The 15,373-nt window shown below is 60.3% G+C and carries 15 protein-coding genes; all 15 read left to right on the top strand.

The window, feature by feature from the left end:
* The first annotated feature begins 13 nt into the window (after positions 1 to 13).
* Positions 14 to 1,072, top strand: coding sequence for an NADH-quinone oxidoreductase subunit NuoH (nuoH, locus tag CLV41_RS16810; protein WP_103223582.1), 1,059 nt, complete (start codon positions 14 to 16; stop codon positions 1,070 to 1,072).
* Complete coding sequence (locus tag CLV41_RS16805; protein WP_103223581.1) at positions 1,069 to 1,305, top strand: hypothetical protein; 237 nt, start codon at positions 1,069 to 1,071, stop codon at positions 1,303 to 1,305. Before nuoH ends, CLV41_RS16805 begins: the two co-directional genes overlap by 4 nt.
* A gap of 21 nt (positions 1,306 to 1,326) precedes the next feature.
* Positions 1,327 to 1,815, top strand: a complete 489-nt coding sequence (gene nuoI / locus CLV41_RS16800; protein ID WP_103223580.1) for an NADH-quinone oxidoreductase subunit NuoI — start codon at positions 1,327 to 1,329, stop codon at positions 1,813 to 1,815.
* 90 nt (positions 1,816 to 1,905) lie between these two features.
* Positions 1,906 to 2,520: an NADH-quinone oxidoreductase subunit J gene (locus tag CLV41_RS16795; protein ID WP_103223579.1), complete on the top strand. Its 615-nt coding sequence runs from the start codon at positions 1,906 to 1,908 to the stop codon at positions 2,518 to 2,520.
* Positions 2,521 to 2,719: 199 nt separating this feature from the next.
* Positions 2,720 to 3,028 carry an NADH-quinone oxidoreductase subunit NuoK gene (gene nuoK / locus CLV41_RS16790; protein ID WP_068418566.1) on the top strand — a complete coding sequence of 103 codons (309 nt, stop codon included), beginning with the start codon at positions 2,720 to 2,722 and terminating at the stop codon, positions 3,026 to 3,028.
* 6 nt (positions 3,029 to 3,034) lie between these two features.
* Positions 3,035 to 5,038 carry an NADH-quinone oxidoreductase subunit L gene (gene nuoL / locus CLV41_RS16785; RefSeq protein ID WP_103223578.1) on the top strand — a complete coding sequence of 668 codons (2,004 nt, stop codon included), beginning with the start codon at positions 3,035 to 3,037 and terminating at the stop codon, positions 5,036 to 5,038.
* Entirely contained in the window at positions 5,038 to 6,564 is a 1,527-nt protein-coding gene (locus CLV41_RS16780) for an NADH-quinone oxidoreductase subunit M (protein WP_103223577.1), read from the top strand. Before nuoL ends, CLV41_RS16780 begins: the two co-directional genes overlap by 1 nt.
* Before the next feature lie 23 nt (positions 6,565 to 6,587).
* A complete protein-coding gene (gene nuoN, locus CLV41_RS16775) occupies positions 6,588 to 8,027 on the top strand; it encodes an NADH-quinone oxidoreductase subunit NuoN (RefSeq protein WP_103223576.1) in 1,440 nt (479 codons plus the stop codon).
* 8 nt (positions 8,028 to 8,035) lie between these two features.
* A complete protein-coding gene (locus CLV41_RS16770; protein ID WP_103223575.1) occupies positions 8,036 to 8,809 on the top strand; it encodes a biotin--[acetyl-CoA-carboxylase] ligase in 774 nt (257 codons plus the stop codon).
* Between the two features lie 35 nt (positions 8,810 to 8,844).
* Positions 8,845 to 10,524: a ribonuclease J gene (locus CLV41_RS16765; RefSeq protein WP_103223574.1), complete on the top strand. Its 1,680-nt coding sequence runs from the start codon at positions 8,845 to 8,847 to the stop codon at positions 10,522 to 10,524.
* A 46-nt stretch (positions 10,525 to 10,570) separates the two neighbouring features.
* Positions 10,571 to 10,975 carry a methylmalonyl-CoA epimerase gene (gene mce, locus CLV41_RS16760; protein WP_103223573.1) on the top strand — a complete coding sequence of 135 codons (405 nt, stop codon included), beginning with the start codon at positions 10,571 to 10,573 and terminating at the stop codon, positions 10,973 to 10,975.
* Between the two features lie 5 nt (positions 10,976 to 10,980).
* Complete coding sequence (locus tag CLV41_RS16755; protein ID WP_103223572.1) at positions 10,981 to 11,271, top strand: DUF1467 family protein; 291 nt, start codon at positions 10,981 to 10,983, stop codon at positions 11,269 to 11,271.
* Positions 11,272 to 11,827: 556 nt separating this feature from the next.
* Entirely contained in the window at positions 11,828 to 13,159 is a 1,332-nt protein-coding gene (proS, locus tag CLV41_RS16750) for a proline--tRNA ligase (RefSeq protein WP_103223571.1), read from the top strand.
* Between the two features lie 89 nt (positions 13,160 to 13,248).
* Complete coding sequence (locus CLV41_RS16745) at positions 13,249 to 14,553, top strand: lipoprotein-releasing ABC transporter permease subunit (protein ID WP_103223570.1); 1,305 nt, start codon at positions 13,249 to 13,251, stop codon at positions 14,551 to 14,553.
* A gap of 10 nt (positions 14,554 to 14,563) precedes the next feature.
* The gene (locus CLV41_RS16740) at positions 14,564 to 15,280 is read left to right on the top strand and encodes an ABC transporter ATP-binding protein (protein WP_103223638.1); all 717 of its coding nucleotides are present in this window, start codon (positions 14,564 to 14,566) and stop codon (positions 15,278 to 15,280) included.
* Positions 15,281 to 15,373: the final 93 nt, after the last annotated feature.

Raw genomic sequence — 15,373 nt, 5'->3', positions numbered from 1 at the left:
GTAGGGGACCGATATGGCTGAGTTCATGACGACCTACGGTCTGCCGTTCCTGTGGATGGCATTCCAGAGCGTTTTGCTGATGGTCGTGCTTCTGGTGATTGTCGCCTACGTGCTTTATGCGGACCGCAAGATCTGGGCCGCCGTTCAGATCCGCCGCGGACCGAACGTGGTCGGTCCCTGGGGCCTTCTGCAGAGTTTCGCCGACCTTCTGAAGTTCGTTCTGAAGGAACCGGTCATTCCGGCGGGCTCGAACAAGATCCTGTTCCTGCTGGCTCCGCTGGTCTCGGTTCTTCTGGCGCTGACCGCCTGGGCGGTTATACCGGTCGCCGACGGCTGGGTGATCGCCAATATCAATCTCGGGGTGCTCTTCGTTTTCGCCGTGTCCTCGCTTGAGGTCTACGGGGTGATCATCGGCGGCTGGGCCTCGAATTCCAAGTATCCCTTTCTGTCGGCGCTGCGCTCTGCCGCGCAGATGGTGTCCTATGAGGTCTCCATCGGCTTCGTGATTGTCACGGTGCTTCTGTGCGCGGGGACGCTGAACCTCTCCGGCATCGTTATGGCCCAGCAGACAGGGCTTGCCACGCTGCTTGGCGTACCGTGGCTGTCCTTCCTGAATTGGTACTGGCTGCCGCTGTTCCCGATGTTCGTGGTGTTCTTCATTTCGGCGCTGGCGGAGACCAACCGTCCGCCGTTCGATCTGGCGGAAGCGGAATCTGAATTGGTCGCCGGCTTCATGGTCGAATACGGCTCCACCCCGTACATGATGTTCATGCTCGGCGAATATGTCGCCATCTGCCTGATGTGCGCGCTGATGAGCATCTTCTTCATGGGCGGCTGGCTGCCGCCGTTCGACTTCGCGCCGTTCACCTGGGTTCCGGGCATCGTCTGGTTCCTGCTGAAATGTTTCCTCGGCTTCTTCATGTTCGCCATGGTGAAGGCGATGGTGCCGCGCTACCGCTACGACCAGCTCATGCGCCTCGGCTGGAAGGTGTTCCTGCCGCTGTCCCTGGGCATGGTCGTGGTCGTTGCGACCGTGCTGATGGTCATGGGCTGGGCTCCGGGGGCTGTGTGAGCATCTCGCTTGCCGGTGTGATCGGCGCCGCTGTCGGCCTTTATGTCGGCTGGCTCGACTGGAAGATCCTGAAGGGCATGCTTCAGGCGATGGAAGCGAAAAACAGACAGGCCGGAGGCGACGGTGGCGCCGCGGCAAGATACAAGACGCTTCTGGGCGTCGTCATTTTTGGAGTTCCGGTGATCGGCTTTCCGGTTATCGGGTATTGGGCCGCCAGCCAGCTGGCAGGTTGAGGAAAGAGAGGCAAAAAAGCGATGGGACTTAATCAAGCCGTCAAATCGCTGTTTCTGCAGGAGTTCGTATCGGCCTTCATTCTGGCGATGCGTTACTTCTTCAAGCCGAAGCCGACAATCAACTATCCCTTCGAAAAGGGACCGGTGAGCCCGCGTTTTCGCGGTGAACACGCTTTGCGCCGTTATCCGAACGGCGAGGAGCGCTGCATCGCCTGCAAGCTCTGCGAGGCGATCTGCCCGGCGCAGGCCATCACCATCGAGGCCGGCCCGCGCCGCAACGACGGTACCCGCAGGACCACGCGCTACGACATCGACATGGTCAAATGCATCTATTGCGGCTTCTGTCAGGAAGCCTGCCCGGTGGATGCGATCGTCGAGGGACCGAATTTCGAATTCGCGACGGAAACCCGCGAGGAGCTTTACTATGACAAGGACAAGCTGCTTGCGAATGGGGACCGCTGGGAACGCGAAATCGCCCGAAACATTGAAATGGACGCTCCTTACCGCTAGGAGCTAACCGGACACTTCGATTTCCGCCCGGCAATCCGGCCGGGCACCGCACTTCCGGCCGACAGGCCACACGACAGACAGGTCTTAGAAATGATCCTGACAGCCCTCTTTTTCTACCTGTTTGCCGGCGTCACGGTGGCGTCCGCCTTCATGGTGATCGCGTCCCGCAACCCGGTGTCCTCGGTTCTGTTTCTGATTCTCGCCTTCGTGAACTCCGCCGGCCTGTTCATTCTTCTGGGGGCGGAATATCTCGCGCTGCTGCTGGTCGTCGTCTATGTCGGCGCGGTCGCGGTGCTGTTCCTGTTCGTGGTGATGATGCTGGACGTGGATTTCGTCGAACTTCGCCAGGGTTTCCTTCAGTACATGCCGGTCGGCGCGCTGATCGGGCTGATCCTGCTTGTCGAACTGCTGATGGGCTTTGGTGCCTGGGTCATCGCGCCGGGAATACTCGGACACGGGGCGGAACCGATGCCGGCGCTGAGCGAGACCAGCAACATCCAGGCGCTCGGATCGGTGCTCTACACGAAATACATCTACTTCTTCCAGGTCGCCGGCCTGGTGCTGCTGGTGGCGATGATCGGGGCAATTGTCCTGACGCTGCGCCACAAGCCGAATGTCAAACGTCAAAGCATTCCGGATCAGGTCGCGCGCAACCGCGAAACCGCCATCGAGGTCCGGAAAGTGGAAACGGGAAAAGGTATCTGACGCGATCTCATCGCGTTTGTGGGGCGTCCCGCGGTCGAACGGTCGCGGATCAGGTGCTCCAACACTATAGAATTGATCAATTTTCTGCTTTCACGGGGCAACCCAAAAAAGCAGGTTGGTCTGGGAAAGCCCGGACACCGGCACGCTCCTCCGTGCGGTTTCCGGTTGGGGTAAACGAGGGGAGCACGGCGAGGCGTCCATGGAAATCGGTCTGTCGCACTATCTTTCGGTCGCGGCGATCCTGTTCACGATCGGGATCTTCGGAATCTTCCTGAACAGGAAAAACGTGATTGTCATCCTGATGTCTATCGAGCTGCTGCTGCTGTCGGTGAATATCAACTTTGTCGCCTTCTCGTCGTTCCTTGGCGACATGATGGGGCAAATCTTCACCATGCTGGTGCTGACCGTCGCCGCGTCCGAAGCGGCGATCGGCCTGGCGATCCTGGTGGTCTTCCACCGGAACCGCGGTTCCATCGCCGTGGAAGACGTCAACGTGATGAAAGGGTAGGAGCCGATGTATTCCGCAATCCTGTTCCTGCCGCTTATCGGCTTTCTGATTGCCGGCCTTTTCGGACGCTCCCTCGGCGCCAAGGCCTGCGAGTATATTACCAGCTCGCTCCTGATCGTGGCGGCGGTGCTGTCCTGGATCACGTTCTGCGGCTTCTGGTTCGGTGGATCGGAAGAGCAGGTCGTCGAGCTGTTCCGCTGGTTGAATGTCGGTGACCTGAAAGTCTCCTGGTCGATCCGGGTCGATACGCTGACGGCGGTGATGCTGGTCGTGGTCAACACGGTGTCGGCGGTGGTGCATGTCTATTCCATCGGCTACATGCACCATGACCCGCACCGGCCGCGCTTTTTCGCCTATCTGTCGCTGTTCACCTTCGCGATGCTGTCGCTGGTCACCGCGGACAACCTTCTGCAGATGTTCTTCGGCTGGGAGGGCGTCGGTCTGGCCTCCTACCTGCTGATCGGTTTCTGGTACCAGAAACCCTCCGCGAACGCGGCCGCCATGAAGGCCTTCGTGGTCAACCGGGTCGGCGATTTCGGTTTCGCGCTCGGCATCTTCGGTGTGTTCTACCTGTTCCAGAGCATCGATTTCACCACCATCTTCAACGACGCGCCGTCCTTCATCGAGGAGCACGGCGAGGTGATGACCTTCCTGGGTTACCATCTCGATCCGCATGCGGCGATGACCGTTGTCTGCCTGCTGCTGTTCATGGGAGCGATGGGCAAATCGGCCCAGTTCCTGCTGCATACCTGGCTGCCGGACGCGATGGAGGGACCGACACCGGTCTCCGCGCTCATCCACGCCGCGACGATGGTGACCGCCGGTGTCTTCATGGTGGCCCGTCTGTCTCCGCTGATGGAGCTGTCTCACACGGCGATGGCCGTGATCGTGTTCTTCGGGGCGACCACGGCGTTTTTCGCCGCGACGGTGGGCCTGGTGCAAAACGACATCAAACGGGTGATCGCCTATTCGACCTGTTCCCAGCTCGGCTACATGTTCGTCGCGCTCGGGGTCGGGGCCTATTCCATCGGCATCTTCCATCTGTTCACACACGCGTTCTTCAAGGCGCTTTTGTTCCTGTGTGCCGGTTCCGTGATCCACTCGGTCTCCGATGAGCAGGACATGCGCAAGATGGGGGGCCTGAGGAAACACATTCCAGTCACCTACTGGACCATGATGATCGGCACGCTGGCCCTGACCGGTGTCGGCATCCCGTTCACCCATATCGGCTTCGCGGGTTTCATCTCCAAGGATGCCATCATCGAGGCTGCCTTTGCCGGATCCACCGGCGATCATGCCAACCCGATGGCGCTTTACGGCTTCTGGCTGACCGTGATCGCGGCGGCGCTGACGGCTTTCTACTCCTGGCGGCTGACCTTCATGACCTTCCACGGCAAGCCGCGGGCATCGGTCGATGTCATGAAACACGTTCATGAATCGCCGCTGGTCATGACCATTCCGCTGCTCATCCTGTCTGTAGGCGCGGCCTTTGCCGGCATGGTCTTTTACGGGATCTTCTACGGGGAAGGTTACGCGGAATTCTGGAAGGGGGCGCTGTTCACAAGCGAAACCAACCACATTCTGCATGCCATGCACGAGGTTCCAGCCTGGGTGAAGGTCTCGCCCTTCATCATGATGGTTCTCGGTTTCCTGGTTGCCTATCAGTTCTACATCCGCTCGCCCGACATGCCCAAGCAACTGGCGGAGCGTCATTCAGGCCTCTATCAGTTCCTGCTCAACAAGTGGTATTTCGACGAGTTCTATAACTTCATCTTCGTGCGGCCCGCCATGTGGATCGGCCGTACACTGTGGAAGAAGGGCGACGGCACAGTCATCGACGGCTTCGGTCCGAACGGTGTCGCGGCCCGCGTTCAGAACGTCACGACCTGGGTCGTGAAACTGCAGACCGGATATCTCTATCACTATGCTTTTGCGATGCTGATCGGTGTGGCTGCGCTCATCACCTGGTCGATGTTCACCGGTGCGGGCACCGGCGGGGGTGCACACTAATGATTGACTGGCCAATTCTGTCACTCACGACCTTCTTGCCGTTGCTTGGCGTGGTCTTCATCCTGCTGGTTCCCAGTGAGGATGAGGGAAGCAGGCGAAACATCCGCATGGTCGCCCTGGTGACCACGGGCGTGACCTTCGTCCTGTCTCTGTTCATCTGGGGCAACTTCGACTACGCCAATCCGGGTTTCCAGTTCATCGAGCATCGCGACTGGCTCGGCGGCAATGTCAGCTACAGGATGGGCGTGGACGGCATTTCGGTGCTGTTCGTGATCCTGACCACTTTCCTGCTGCCGTTCTGCATCCTGGCCTCCTGGGAAAGCATCCAGAAGCGCGTCAAGGAATACATGATCGCGTTCCTGATTCTGGAAACGATGATGATCGGCGTGTTCTGCGCGCTCGATCTGGTGGTCTTCTACGTGTTCTTCGAGGCCGGCCTGATCCCGATGTTCCTGATCATCGGCGTGTGGGGCGGCGCGCGGCGCGTCTATGCGTCCTACAAGTTCTTCCTCTACACGCTGCTCGGATCGGTGCTGATGCTGATCGCGATCATGGCGATGTACTGGAACGCCGGGACGACCGACATCGAACAGCTTCTGACGCACGGCTTCCCGGCTGGCATGCAGACCTGGCTGTGGCTGGCATTCTTCGCGAGCTTCGCGGTCAAGATGCCGATGTGGCCGGTGCACACCTGGTTGCCGGATGCGCACGTTGAGGCACCGACGGCCGGTTCCGTCATTCTGGCGGGGGTTCTCCTGAAGCTCGGCGGTTACGGCTTACTGCGCTTCTCCCTGCCGATGTTCCCGATCGCCTCGGACATGTTCGCCCCGCTGATCTACACGCTTTCGGTGGTGGCGATCATCTATACTTCTCTGGTGGCGCTCGCCCAGGAAGACATCAAGAAACTGATCGCCTATTCCTCCGTCGCCCATATGGGCTACGTGACCATGGGGATCTTCACGATGACCCATCAGGGCGTTCAGGGCGGCATCTTTCAGATGCTCTCCCACGGCATTGTCGCCAGTGCGCTCTTCCTGTGTGTCGGGGTGATCTACGACCGGATGCATACCCGAGAGATCGCCGCCTATGGCGGCCTGGTCAACCGGATGCCGAAATATGCGGTGGTGTTCCTGATCTTCACCATGGCCAATGTTGGCCTGCCGGGCACCTCGGGCTTCGTCGGCGAGATCCTGGTCCTGATGGGCACCTTCCAGGTGAACACCTGGGTCGCGGTATTCGCGACGACCGGTGTGATCCTGTCCGCCGTCTATGCGCTCTATCTCTACCGCAGGGTGGTTTTCGGCGCGATCGAGAAGGAAAGCCTGAAGTCGATCCTCGATCTGGATCTCAGGGAAAAGTTCATTCTGATCCCGATGGTCGTGCTGACAATCTTCTTCGGCTTCTACCCGATGGCGATCCTGGACGTGACCCAGGGGGCGGTCGATAATCTCATCAATCAGTACACTGCGGCACTTGACGCGGCGGGTGTCGCCCAGCACGCGGCGCCCGCCGCCGTGTCTCACTAAGGTTTCGAGGACGAGACAGAGCTATGTCGGATATGACCCAATTGCCAGATCTCATGCCGGTGCTGCCGGAGATCATCCTGGCCCTCGGAGCCATGGCGTTGCTGATGGTCGGCGCCTTCGGCGGCAAAGACGTCAGCTACGCGGTTTTCGGCGGTGCGATGGGCCTGCTGGGCGGTACCTTCCTGGTGCTGCTTCTCGTGCCGACTTATGGCGAAACCTTTGGCGGATCCTTCGTTCTCGACGAATTCGCCTATCTGTTGAAGCTGCTTGTGCTGGCGGGGTCGTTCTTCGCGATCGCCATGTCCTGGGCCTATGCCAAGAGCCAGTCCTTCGATCATTTCGAATATCCGATCCTGATCGTCCTGGCGACGCTCGGCATGATGCTCATGCTTTCGGCCAACGACATGATCGCGCTCTATCTCGGTCTCGAGCTGCAGAGCCTTGCGCTTTATGTGGTGGCAGCCATCAACCGCGACAGCGTCCGCTCCACCGAAGCGGGCCTGAAATATTTCGTTCTCGGGTCGCTGTCCTCAGGCATGCTGCTTTACGGAATGTCGCTGGTCTACGGCTTCACCGGTCAGATCGGCTTTGCGGAAATCGCCGAGGTTCTGTCTCATCAGGGCGACTCGATCGGTCTCGTCATCGGCCTGACCTTCATTCTGGCCGGCCTTGCCTTCAAGATTTCCGCGGTGCCGTTCCACATGTGGACCCCGGATGTTTATGAGGGCGCGCCGACCCCTGTCACGGCCTTCCTGGCGGCAGCCCCGAAAGTGGCCGCCATGGGCATGCTGGTGCGGATCGTCATCGAGGCGTTCCAGCCGGTGACCAGCGACTGGCAGCAGATCGTGGTCTTCGTGTCCATCGCCTCCATGGCGCTCGGCGCCTTCGCCGCCATTGGACAGCGCAACCTGAAACGGCTGATGGCCTATTCCTCCATCGGGCACATGGGCTACGCGCTTGTCGGACTGGCCGCCGGTACGCAGACAGGCGTGGAGGGTGTCATCTTCTACATGATGGCCTATCTCGGCATGACACTCGGCGTCTTTGCCTGCATTTTGTCCATGCGCCGCAAGGACGGCATGGTGGAGGAGATCGACGATCTCTCCGGGTTGTCGCAGACCAACCTGCCGATGGCGATCCTGCTGGCGTTGCTGATGTTCTCGCTGGCGGGAATTCCGCCGCTGATCGGCTTTTTCGGCAAATGGTACGTCTTCGTGGCGGCGGTTCAGGCCGGGCTTTATCCGCTGGCGGTCATCGGTGTACTGATGTCGGTGGTCGGTGCCTATTATTACCTGCGCATCGTCAAGGTGATGTTCTTCGACGAGCCGGTGGAAGCCTTTGAGAAAATGCCGATGGAACTGCGGGTGGTGCTTGGCCTCTCCAGCGTGTTCGTCATCTTCTTCTGGCTGGCTCCCGGACATGTGGTCAATGCCGCCAGCGCGGCGGCGCAGTCGCTGTTCTGACCGCCTGCATGACCTCCCAGGGCTTGGAATGTCCGGCGCCCGGTGCGCCGGATTTCCGTTATGAAGAGCACGAAACCGTCGGTTCGACCAATTCGCTTTGTTTCGAACGCGCGCGCGGCGGTCATCCCGGTAATCTGTGGATCCGGGCGCACACCCAGTCGGAAGGCCGCGGACGGCGCGGACGGGACTGGATGTCGCCCGAAGGAAACCTCTTTACCAGTCTTCTGCTGATAGATCCCGAACCGGTCGGCCGAATTGGCGAATTGCCCCTTGGGGCGGCGGTTGCGCTTGCGGAAGCCGTTGACAAAGCAGCCGGGACACTGCAACTGGTATCGCTGAAATGGCCAAACGATCTCCTTGTAGAGGGAGCAAAGCTTTCAGGGATACTCCTTGAAGCGGAAACCCTGGCCGATGGCCGGCGGGCCGTGGTTATCGGGTTTGGTGTGAATTGTGTCTCCCACCCGCCACTAACGCTATACAAGGCAACCGATCTGAGAAGTCTCGGTTTTCAGGTAACCGCGGAAAGGCTGTTCGCCAGCCTCGCGGAAACCCTGGCGGAGCAACTCAGCCGCTGGCAGGGGCCGAACGGGTTCGAAGGTATTCGAACCGCCTGGCTCAATCGGGCGGCACATCTGGGCAGGGAGATAACGGTCAGAACCGCCCAGGAAGAAATTACCGGCATTTTTGCCGATATGGATGCGCGCGGCCATCTTGTATTGAAACAGGAAGATGGCGGCCAGCGCACCGTTTATGCAGGCGATGTGTTTTTGCCCGAGGCTTAACCGCCGGCCTGTGCACAGCTTTAAAGGAGCAATTCATGGCTTCGGCCAAAAAGAACGATAACGACATAGTGTTTCTGCCGCTGGGTGGGGTCGGCGAAATCGGGATGAACCTGGGTCTTTATGGCTACGGGCCTGAAGACAACAGGACCTGGCTGATCGTCGATTGCGGCGTCAGCTTCGCCGGACCTGAGCTTCCGGGCATCGACGTGGTCGTGCCGGATATCAAGTTTCTGGAAGACGAAGTCGACAATATTGTCGGCATGGTGATCACCCACGCGCACGAGGATCACTACGGTGCCATCCTGCATCTGTGGCCGTTTCTGAAGGTGCCCGTCTATGCGACGGCCTTCACGGCCGGGCTGCTTGCCGCCAAGACAGAAAGCGAGCCGGGTGCCGAAGAAGTTCCGGTGACGATCGTCAAACAGGGAGACAGGGTCAAGATCGGACCGTTCGACGTCGAGTTCGTCGCCATGGCCCACTCGATCCCGGAACCCTGTGCGCTTGCGATCCGTACGCCCGCGGGCATGGTTCTGCATACCGGCGACTGGAAAATCGACATGACCCCGGGCGTCGGGCGTCCGATCGATCTGGACCGGCTGGCGGAACTCGGCCGTGAAGGCGTGATGGCACTCGTCTGCGACAGTACCAACGCGATCCGCGACGGTGTCAGCCCGAGTGAAGCGGATGTGGCCGTAGAGCTGAAGAAGGTGATGGCGAAGGCAACGAAACGGATCGCCATCACAACCTTTGCCTCCAACGTCGCGCGTATCCGGGCGATTGCCGAGGCCGCTGCCGCCAATGACCGCGATGTCGTGGTGGTCGGCCGCTCGATGCACCGGGTGATCGAAGTCGCGGGCGAACTCGGCTATCTGGAGGGTCTGCCGGCTTTCCATAACGAGGACGCGTTCGGCTATCTGCCTCGGGAAAAGGCGGTTCTTCTGTGCACCGGCTCGCAAGGGGAAAACCGCGCCGCGCTGGCAAGGATCGCTGCGGGCGATCACCGTAATGTCGCGCTTTCCAAGGGCGACATGGTGATCTTTTCCTCCCGGACCATTCCCGGCAATGAAAAGGCCGTCGCCGAGGTTCTCAACAATCTCGCGGACCTGGGGGCCGACATCGTTACCGACAAGGATGCGCTGGTTCATGTTTCCGGCCACCCGCGCCGGGGGGAACTGGAGCAACTCTACAAGCTGCTGAAGCCGAAGGTTCTTCTTCCCGTGCATGGCGAACCGCTGCATCTTGCCGCCCAGGCCGCGTTCGCCCGCGAACAGGGCGTTCCCGAAGTGGTGCGCGGCAAGAACGGCGACATCATCCGCCTGACCGCCGGCAAGGCCGCGGTCATCGATCAGGCACCGTTCGGCATCATGGTCAAGGACGGCGACATTCTCGACGACCCGGAAGTTACCGGCGTCAATGAACGGCGCAAGCTGTCGTTTGCGGGGGCGGCCGTCATCGCGCTGGTTATCAACCGGGCCGGGGAACTGCTCACCGATCCGGAAGTCACGCTGCTCGGGCTGCCGGACACGGACGACGAGGGCGAGCCGATGGAGAATATCGTCATCAAGGCCGTGACCGGCGCGATGAAGAGTATTCCCAAGGCCCGGCGCAAGGACAAGGAACTGATACGTGAAGCCGCACGGCGGGCGGCGCGCGCCGAGATCCAGAGCGTGTGGGGCAAAAAGACGCTCTGCAAGGTGATGGTGACCCGGCTATAACGTCAAGAGGCGGCCGGGAGCGGCCGCCGTTTGCGGAGGAATGTACATGATCGGCCGGCTCAACCACGTGGCAATCGCCGTATCGGATATCGATGCTGCGACAGCGGTATACCGGGACACGCTCGGTGCCGCGGTTTCCGGCAAGCAGGATCAGCCGGACCATGGCGTCACGACCGTGTTCATCAACCTGCCTAATACCAAGATAGAGCTGCTGGAACCGCTGGGAGAAGGTTCGCCGATCGCGAAGTTTCTCGAGAAGAACCCGTCCGGCGGCATTCATCACGTCTGTTATGAGGTCGATGACATCATTGCCGCGCGGGACCAGCTCGTGAAAAACGGCGCACGGGTGCTTGGCGATGGCGAACCGAAGATCGGCGCACATGGCAAACCGGTCCTGTTTCTGCATCCGAAGGATTTTCTGGGCACATTGACCGAACTTGAAGAGGCGTAGAAAGCATGTCCCTGGTGTTCGGCCTGGCTGTTTACTTCCTGATCTGGTGGATCATCCTGTTCGCCATTCTTCCCTTCGGCATGCGCCGGACCCAGGAGGAGGCGGGAGACGTGATTCCGGGCTCGGAGCCAAGCGCTCCGGACAGGCCGCGCTTCCTGAAGGTGATCATGCTCACGACCGTCGTCGCCACGGTTCTGTTTGCCGGCTTTCTGGCCCTGCGGGCGTCGGGATTCGGTCTGGACGATATTCCGTTTTTCAATCCACCCGCAAACAGCTACAGCAATCCAGGTAAATAAGGTTCCGGGCTTTTCTTGAAAAAAAAGCCGCTTGATCCTTGGAAAACTGAATCCAATTCTTCAGAAATCTTTTCAGAAAAAGAAAAAGGCAGAGCCAAGCCCTGCCTTTGTTAAGTTCCGCGTCTAAACTGACCCTATTCCCTTACCGATCGGATTAACAATCCGGCTGGGCGGCTGCGAACCGTGAGGCGCGCCTAAGGGTCCTTCCTCCCAAGACTCAGACCGCGATAATCTTCAGCTTCTTAGTATTTCTACCAAGGCGTCTTTTTCTTATGAGAAGAAAACATAGGGGATTGAAACTGACTTGTCACCTATTTGTAGTGTGTAGCCTACATTTTACGCTTGCCTATTTCAGCGGCGGAAAATCCGGCCTCAAATTGGGCGAATGCAGCACTGAAGATTAGGTGGCGAAACGCGTGAAGCCCGTCTCTTCTTGTCCCATATTGCGGCAAATTCCGCAAAAGGCGGCAGCCTCGGCGCAAAGGACTTGTTTTTGGGCGCGGCTTGCGCTTTGACTGCGCACCAAACAGGCGTCGCCAGGACTGAGAGAACATTCATGCGTCTTTCCCGATACTTTCTTCCCATTTTGAAAGAAACACCCAAGGAAGCGGAAATCGTTTCCCACCGGCTGATGCTGCGTGCCGGCATGATTCGCCAGCAATCGGCCGGGATCTATTCCTGGCTGCCGCTGGGACTGAAGGTGCTGCGCAAGATCGAGCGGATCGTGGAGGAAGAACAGGCGCGTGCGGGGGCCATCCAGTTGCTGATGCCGACCATCCAGTCCGCCGACCTGTGGCGGGAAAGCGGCCGCTACGACGCTTACGGCAAGGAGATGCTGCGCATCACCGACCGGCACGAGCGCGAGATGCTCTACGGCCCGACCAACGAGGAGATGATCACCGAGATCTTCCGCAGCTATGTGCGCTCCTACAAGGACCTGCCGCTGAACCTCTATCACATCCAGTGGAAATTCCGCGACGAGGTCCGTCCGCGCTTCGGCATCATGCGCGGCAGAGAGTTCCTGATGAAGGATGCCTATTCCTTCGATCTCGACAAGGAACGGGCGGTCGAGGCCTATAATCGCATGTTCGTCGCCTATCTGCGCACCTACAAGCGCATGGGCCTGACGGCGATTCCGATGCGCGCGGAGACCGGACCGATCGGCGGCGATCTGAGCCACGAGTTCATCGTGCTCGCCGAGACCGGCGAGAGCGAGGTCTATTGCCACTCCGACTATCTGAACAAGGAGACACCCGGTGAGGACATCGATTTCACCGGAGACCTGACGCCCATCGTCAAGGACTGGACGTCGCTTTACGCGGCGACAGAGGACATCGTCGACAAGGCCGAGTTCGAAGCCTCCGTGCCGCAGGACAAGCGGATCGTCGCCCGCGGCATCGAGGTCGGGCAGACTTTCTATTTCGGCACCAAATATTCCGAACCGCTGGGCGCCAAGGTCGCGACCTCGGACGGCACGGAAGTTGTGGTCCACATGGGCTCCTACGGCGTCGGCGTGTCCCGCCTTCTTGGTGCCTTGATCGAGGCCAATCATGACGAAAATGGAATCATCTGGCCGAAGTCGGTTGCCCCCTTCCATGTCGGACTGGTCAATCTGAAGCCGGGGGACGAGCTGACCGACAGTGTGTCGGAGGACCTTTACGGCAAACTGGAGACCGCTGGCATCGAGGTGCTCTATGACGACACCGACACGCGGGCGGGGGCGAAATTCGCGACCATGGATCTCATCGGCCTGCCGTTCCAGGTTATTGCCGGCCCGCGCGGGCTGAAGGACGGCCTTCTGGAGGTCAAGGACCGCGCAACTGGGGAAAAGGAAATGCTTTCCCCGGAAGCCACGCTGAACAAGCTGACGGCGGCATTGACGGGTTAATCAAGTGCGGTGATGCTCGGAGCGGGGATTCGGCCGCAAGCCGCCAGAAGTCATTGGGGCCGGTGGGGCATTGCTGAATTGGATGGACGATGACAGCGGTAGAAACGGCGGACGTTGACCAGGGCCGGAAATCGGCAGCGCCTACGCGTCCGTTTTCCGCCTACGAGTGGATGATCGCCGGAAGGTACCTGCGCTCGAGGCGGCGCGAGACCTTCATATCCGTCATCGCCGGCTTTTCCTTTGCCGGCATCATGCTGGGCGTGGCGACGCTGATCATTGTCATGGCGGTGATGAACGGTTTCCGGTCCGAGCTGCTGGGTAAAATTCTCGGCATCAACGGTCATATGCTCGTCCAGCCGATAGATCTGCCGCTCACCGACTACGACGCGGTGGCCGCACGGCTTGAAGGCGTGCCTGAGGTGGTCAGCGCCATCCCCTTCATCGAGGGCCAGGCGCTGGTCTCGGGTCCGGCCGGCAATCTGGGAGCGCTGGTGCGCGGCGTCCATGAGGTCGATCTGCGCCGGGTGCCGCTGATTGCCAACAATGTCCGCTCCGGCTCCCTTGACGGCTTCGACGAAGGGGAGGGGATCGCCATCGGCTCGCGCATGGCGCAGCAGCTCGGAGTTGCCGAGGGCGACAACATCACCATTATCTCACCACGCGGCAGCGTGACCCCGATGGGGGTGACGCCGAGGCTGAAGGCCTATCCGGTGTCGGCCGTCTTCGAGATCGGCATGAGCGAATATGACAGCACCTTCGTGTTCATGCCGCTGGAAGAGGCGCAGGCCTATTTCAACATGGATACCAAGGCGACCGGTATCGAGGTCTATGTGGTCGATCCGGACAATGTCGGCATCATGACCAAGGCCATCGAGGAAGCGGCCGAGCGGCCGACCTTCGTCACCGACTGGCGCCAGCGCAACGTGACGTTCTTCTCCGCGCTGGAGGTGGAGCGCAACGTGATGTTCATCATCCTGACGCTGATTGTGCTGGTCGCGGCGCTCAACATCATCTCCGGACTGATCATGCTGGTGAAGGACAAGGGCAGGGACATCGCCGTCCTGCGCACCATGGGTGCGACCCGCGGCTCCATCATGCGGATCTTCCTGATCACCGGCGCCAGCATCGGCTGTGTCGGCACCTTCGCGGGTTTCGTACTCGGGCTGGTCGTCTGCCTGAATATCGAAAGCATCCGCCAGGGCGTCTCGTGGCTGACATCAACGCAGCTTTTCGATCCGACGCTTTATTTCCTGTCCAGGCTGCCGGCGGAAATCGACAGCGGCGAAACGCTGACGGTGCTTTTGATGGCGCTGGTGCTGTCGCTGCTGGCGACGCTTTATCCCGCCTGGAGGGCCGCGCGGCTCGATCCTGTTGAAGCCCTGCGGTATGAGTGAGGAAGCGCCGATGAACATGGCCGTCGATCCGCGCCGGACGCCGGACCTCGCACCGGCCGCCCTGGAGCTTGCCGGCATAAGGCGCAGCTTCGATGAGGGCGACCGCCAGCTCCATATTCTCAACGGTGCGAACCTGCGGATCGAGGCCGGGGAAATGGTGGCGCTGGTCGCGCCGTCAGGAACCGGGAAATCCACCCTGCTGCATATCGCCGGTCTGCTGGAACGCCCCGACGAGGGGGACGTCTTTCTCGGACCGGTCAATTGCTCGGATCTGTCCGACGACCAGCGCACCGCGATCCGCCGCAACGACATCGGCTTCGTCTACCAGTTCCATCACCTGCTGCCGGAATTCACCGCGCAGGAGAACATCATGATGCCGCAGATGATCCGCGGGCTGCCGAAAAAGGTCGCCGCCGAGCGGGCCGATGAACTGCTGAACTACCTGCGGCTTGGCGAGCGGGGAAAACACCGTCCCTCGGAGCTTTCCGGAGGCGAGCAGCAGCGGGTGGCGGTCGCCCGGGCTGTCGCCAATGCGCCGCGCATCCTGCTGCTTGACGAGCCGACCGGCAATCTCGACCCGACCACGGCCAAATATGTCTTCGACGCTCTGGCGGCGCTTGTGCGGGCCTCGGGCGTCGCAACGCTGTTCGCCACGCATAATCTGGAACTGGCGGCGCGGATGGACCGGGCGATCACCCTCAAGGACGGGCTGGTGCAGCCACTTTAGGTCTGCAGCGGTTGCGGATCCGGAGAATCAGACTTTCCGATCGGCAATTGTTGGAGGTCCGATGGTTGCTCCTCTACACCGGACAAGGCCTTC

The sequence above is a fragment of the Roseibium marinum genome (assembly GCF_002906165.1).
Lineage (GTDB): Bacteria > Pseudomonadota > Alphaproteobacteria > Rhizobiales > Stappiaceae > Roseibium > Roseibium marinum.
Note: the sequence above shows the minus strand (reverse complement) of the source record. Positions and strands in the feature narration are given on the sequence as shown.

What these genes read in the sequence shown, in the direction of transcription:
- nuoH (WP_103223582.1), top strand. Translation starts at nt 14, where the DNA reads ATGGCTGAGTTCATGACGACCTACGGTCTGCCGTTCCTGTGGATGGCA.
- nuoI (WP_103223580.1), top strand. Translation starts at nt 1,327, where the DNA reads ATGGGACTTAATCAAGCCGTCAAATCGCTGTTTCTGCAGGAGTTCGTA.
- CLV41_RS16795 (WP_103223579.1), top strand. Translation starts at nt 1,906, where the DNA reads ATGATCCTGACAGCCCTCTTTTTCTACCTGTTTGCCGGCGTCACGGTG.
- nuoK (WP_068418566.1), top strand. Translation starts at nt 2,720, where the DNA reads ATGGAAATCGGTCTGTCGCACTATCTTTCGGTCGCGGCGATCCTGTTC.
- nuoL (WP_103223578.1), top strand. Translation starts at nt 3,035, where the DNA reads ATGTATTCCGCAATCCTGTTCCTGCCGCTTATCGGCTTTCTGATTGCC.
- CLV41_RS16780 (WP_103223577.1), top strand. Translation starts at nt 5,038, where the DNA reads ATGATTGACTGGCCAATTCTGTCACTCACGACCTTCTTGCCGTTGCTT.
- nuoN (WP_103223576.1), top strand. Translation starts at nt 6,588, where the DNA reads ATGTCGGATATGACCCAATTGCCAGATCTCATGCCGGTGCTGCCGGAG.
- CLV41_RS16770 (WP_103223575.1), top strand. Translation starts at nt 8,036, where the DNA reads ATGACCTCCCAGGGCTTGGAATGTCCGGCGCCCGGTGCGCCGGATTTC.
- CLV41_RS16765 (WP_103223574.1), top strand. Translation starts at nt 8,845, where the DNA reads ATGGCTTCGGCCAAAAAGAACGATAACGACATAGTGTTTCTGCCGCTG.
- mce (WP_103223573.1), top strand. Translation starts at nt 10,571, where the DNA reads ATGATCGGCCGGCTCAACCACGTGGCAATCGCCGTATCGGATATCGAT.
- CLV41_RS16755 (WP_103223572.1), top strand. Translation starts at nt 10,981, where the DNA reads ATGTCCCTGGTGTTCGGCCTGGCTGTTTACTTCCTGATCTGGTGGATC.
- proS (WP_103223571.1), top strand. Translation starts at nt 11,828, where the DNA reads ATGCGTCTTTCCCGATACTTTCTTCCCATTTTGAAAGAAACACCCAAG.
- CLV41_RS16745 (WP_103223570.1), top strand. Translation starts at nt 13,249, where the DNA reads ATGACAGCGGTAGAAACGGCGGACGTTGACCAGGGCCGGAAATCGGCA.
- CLV41_RS16740 (WP_103223638.1), top strand. Translation starts at nt 14,564, where the DNA reads ATGAACATGGCCGTCGATCCGCGCCGGACGCCGGACCTCGCACCGGCC.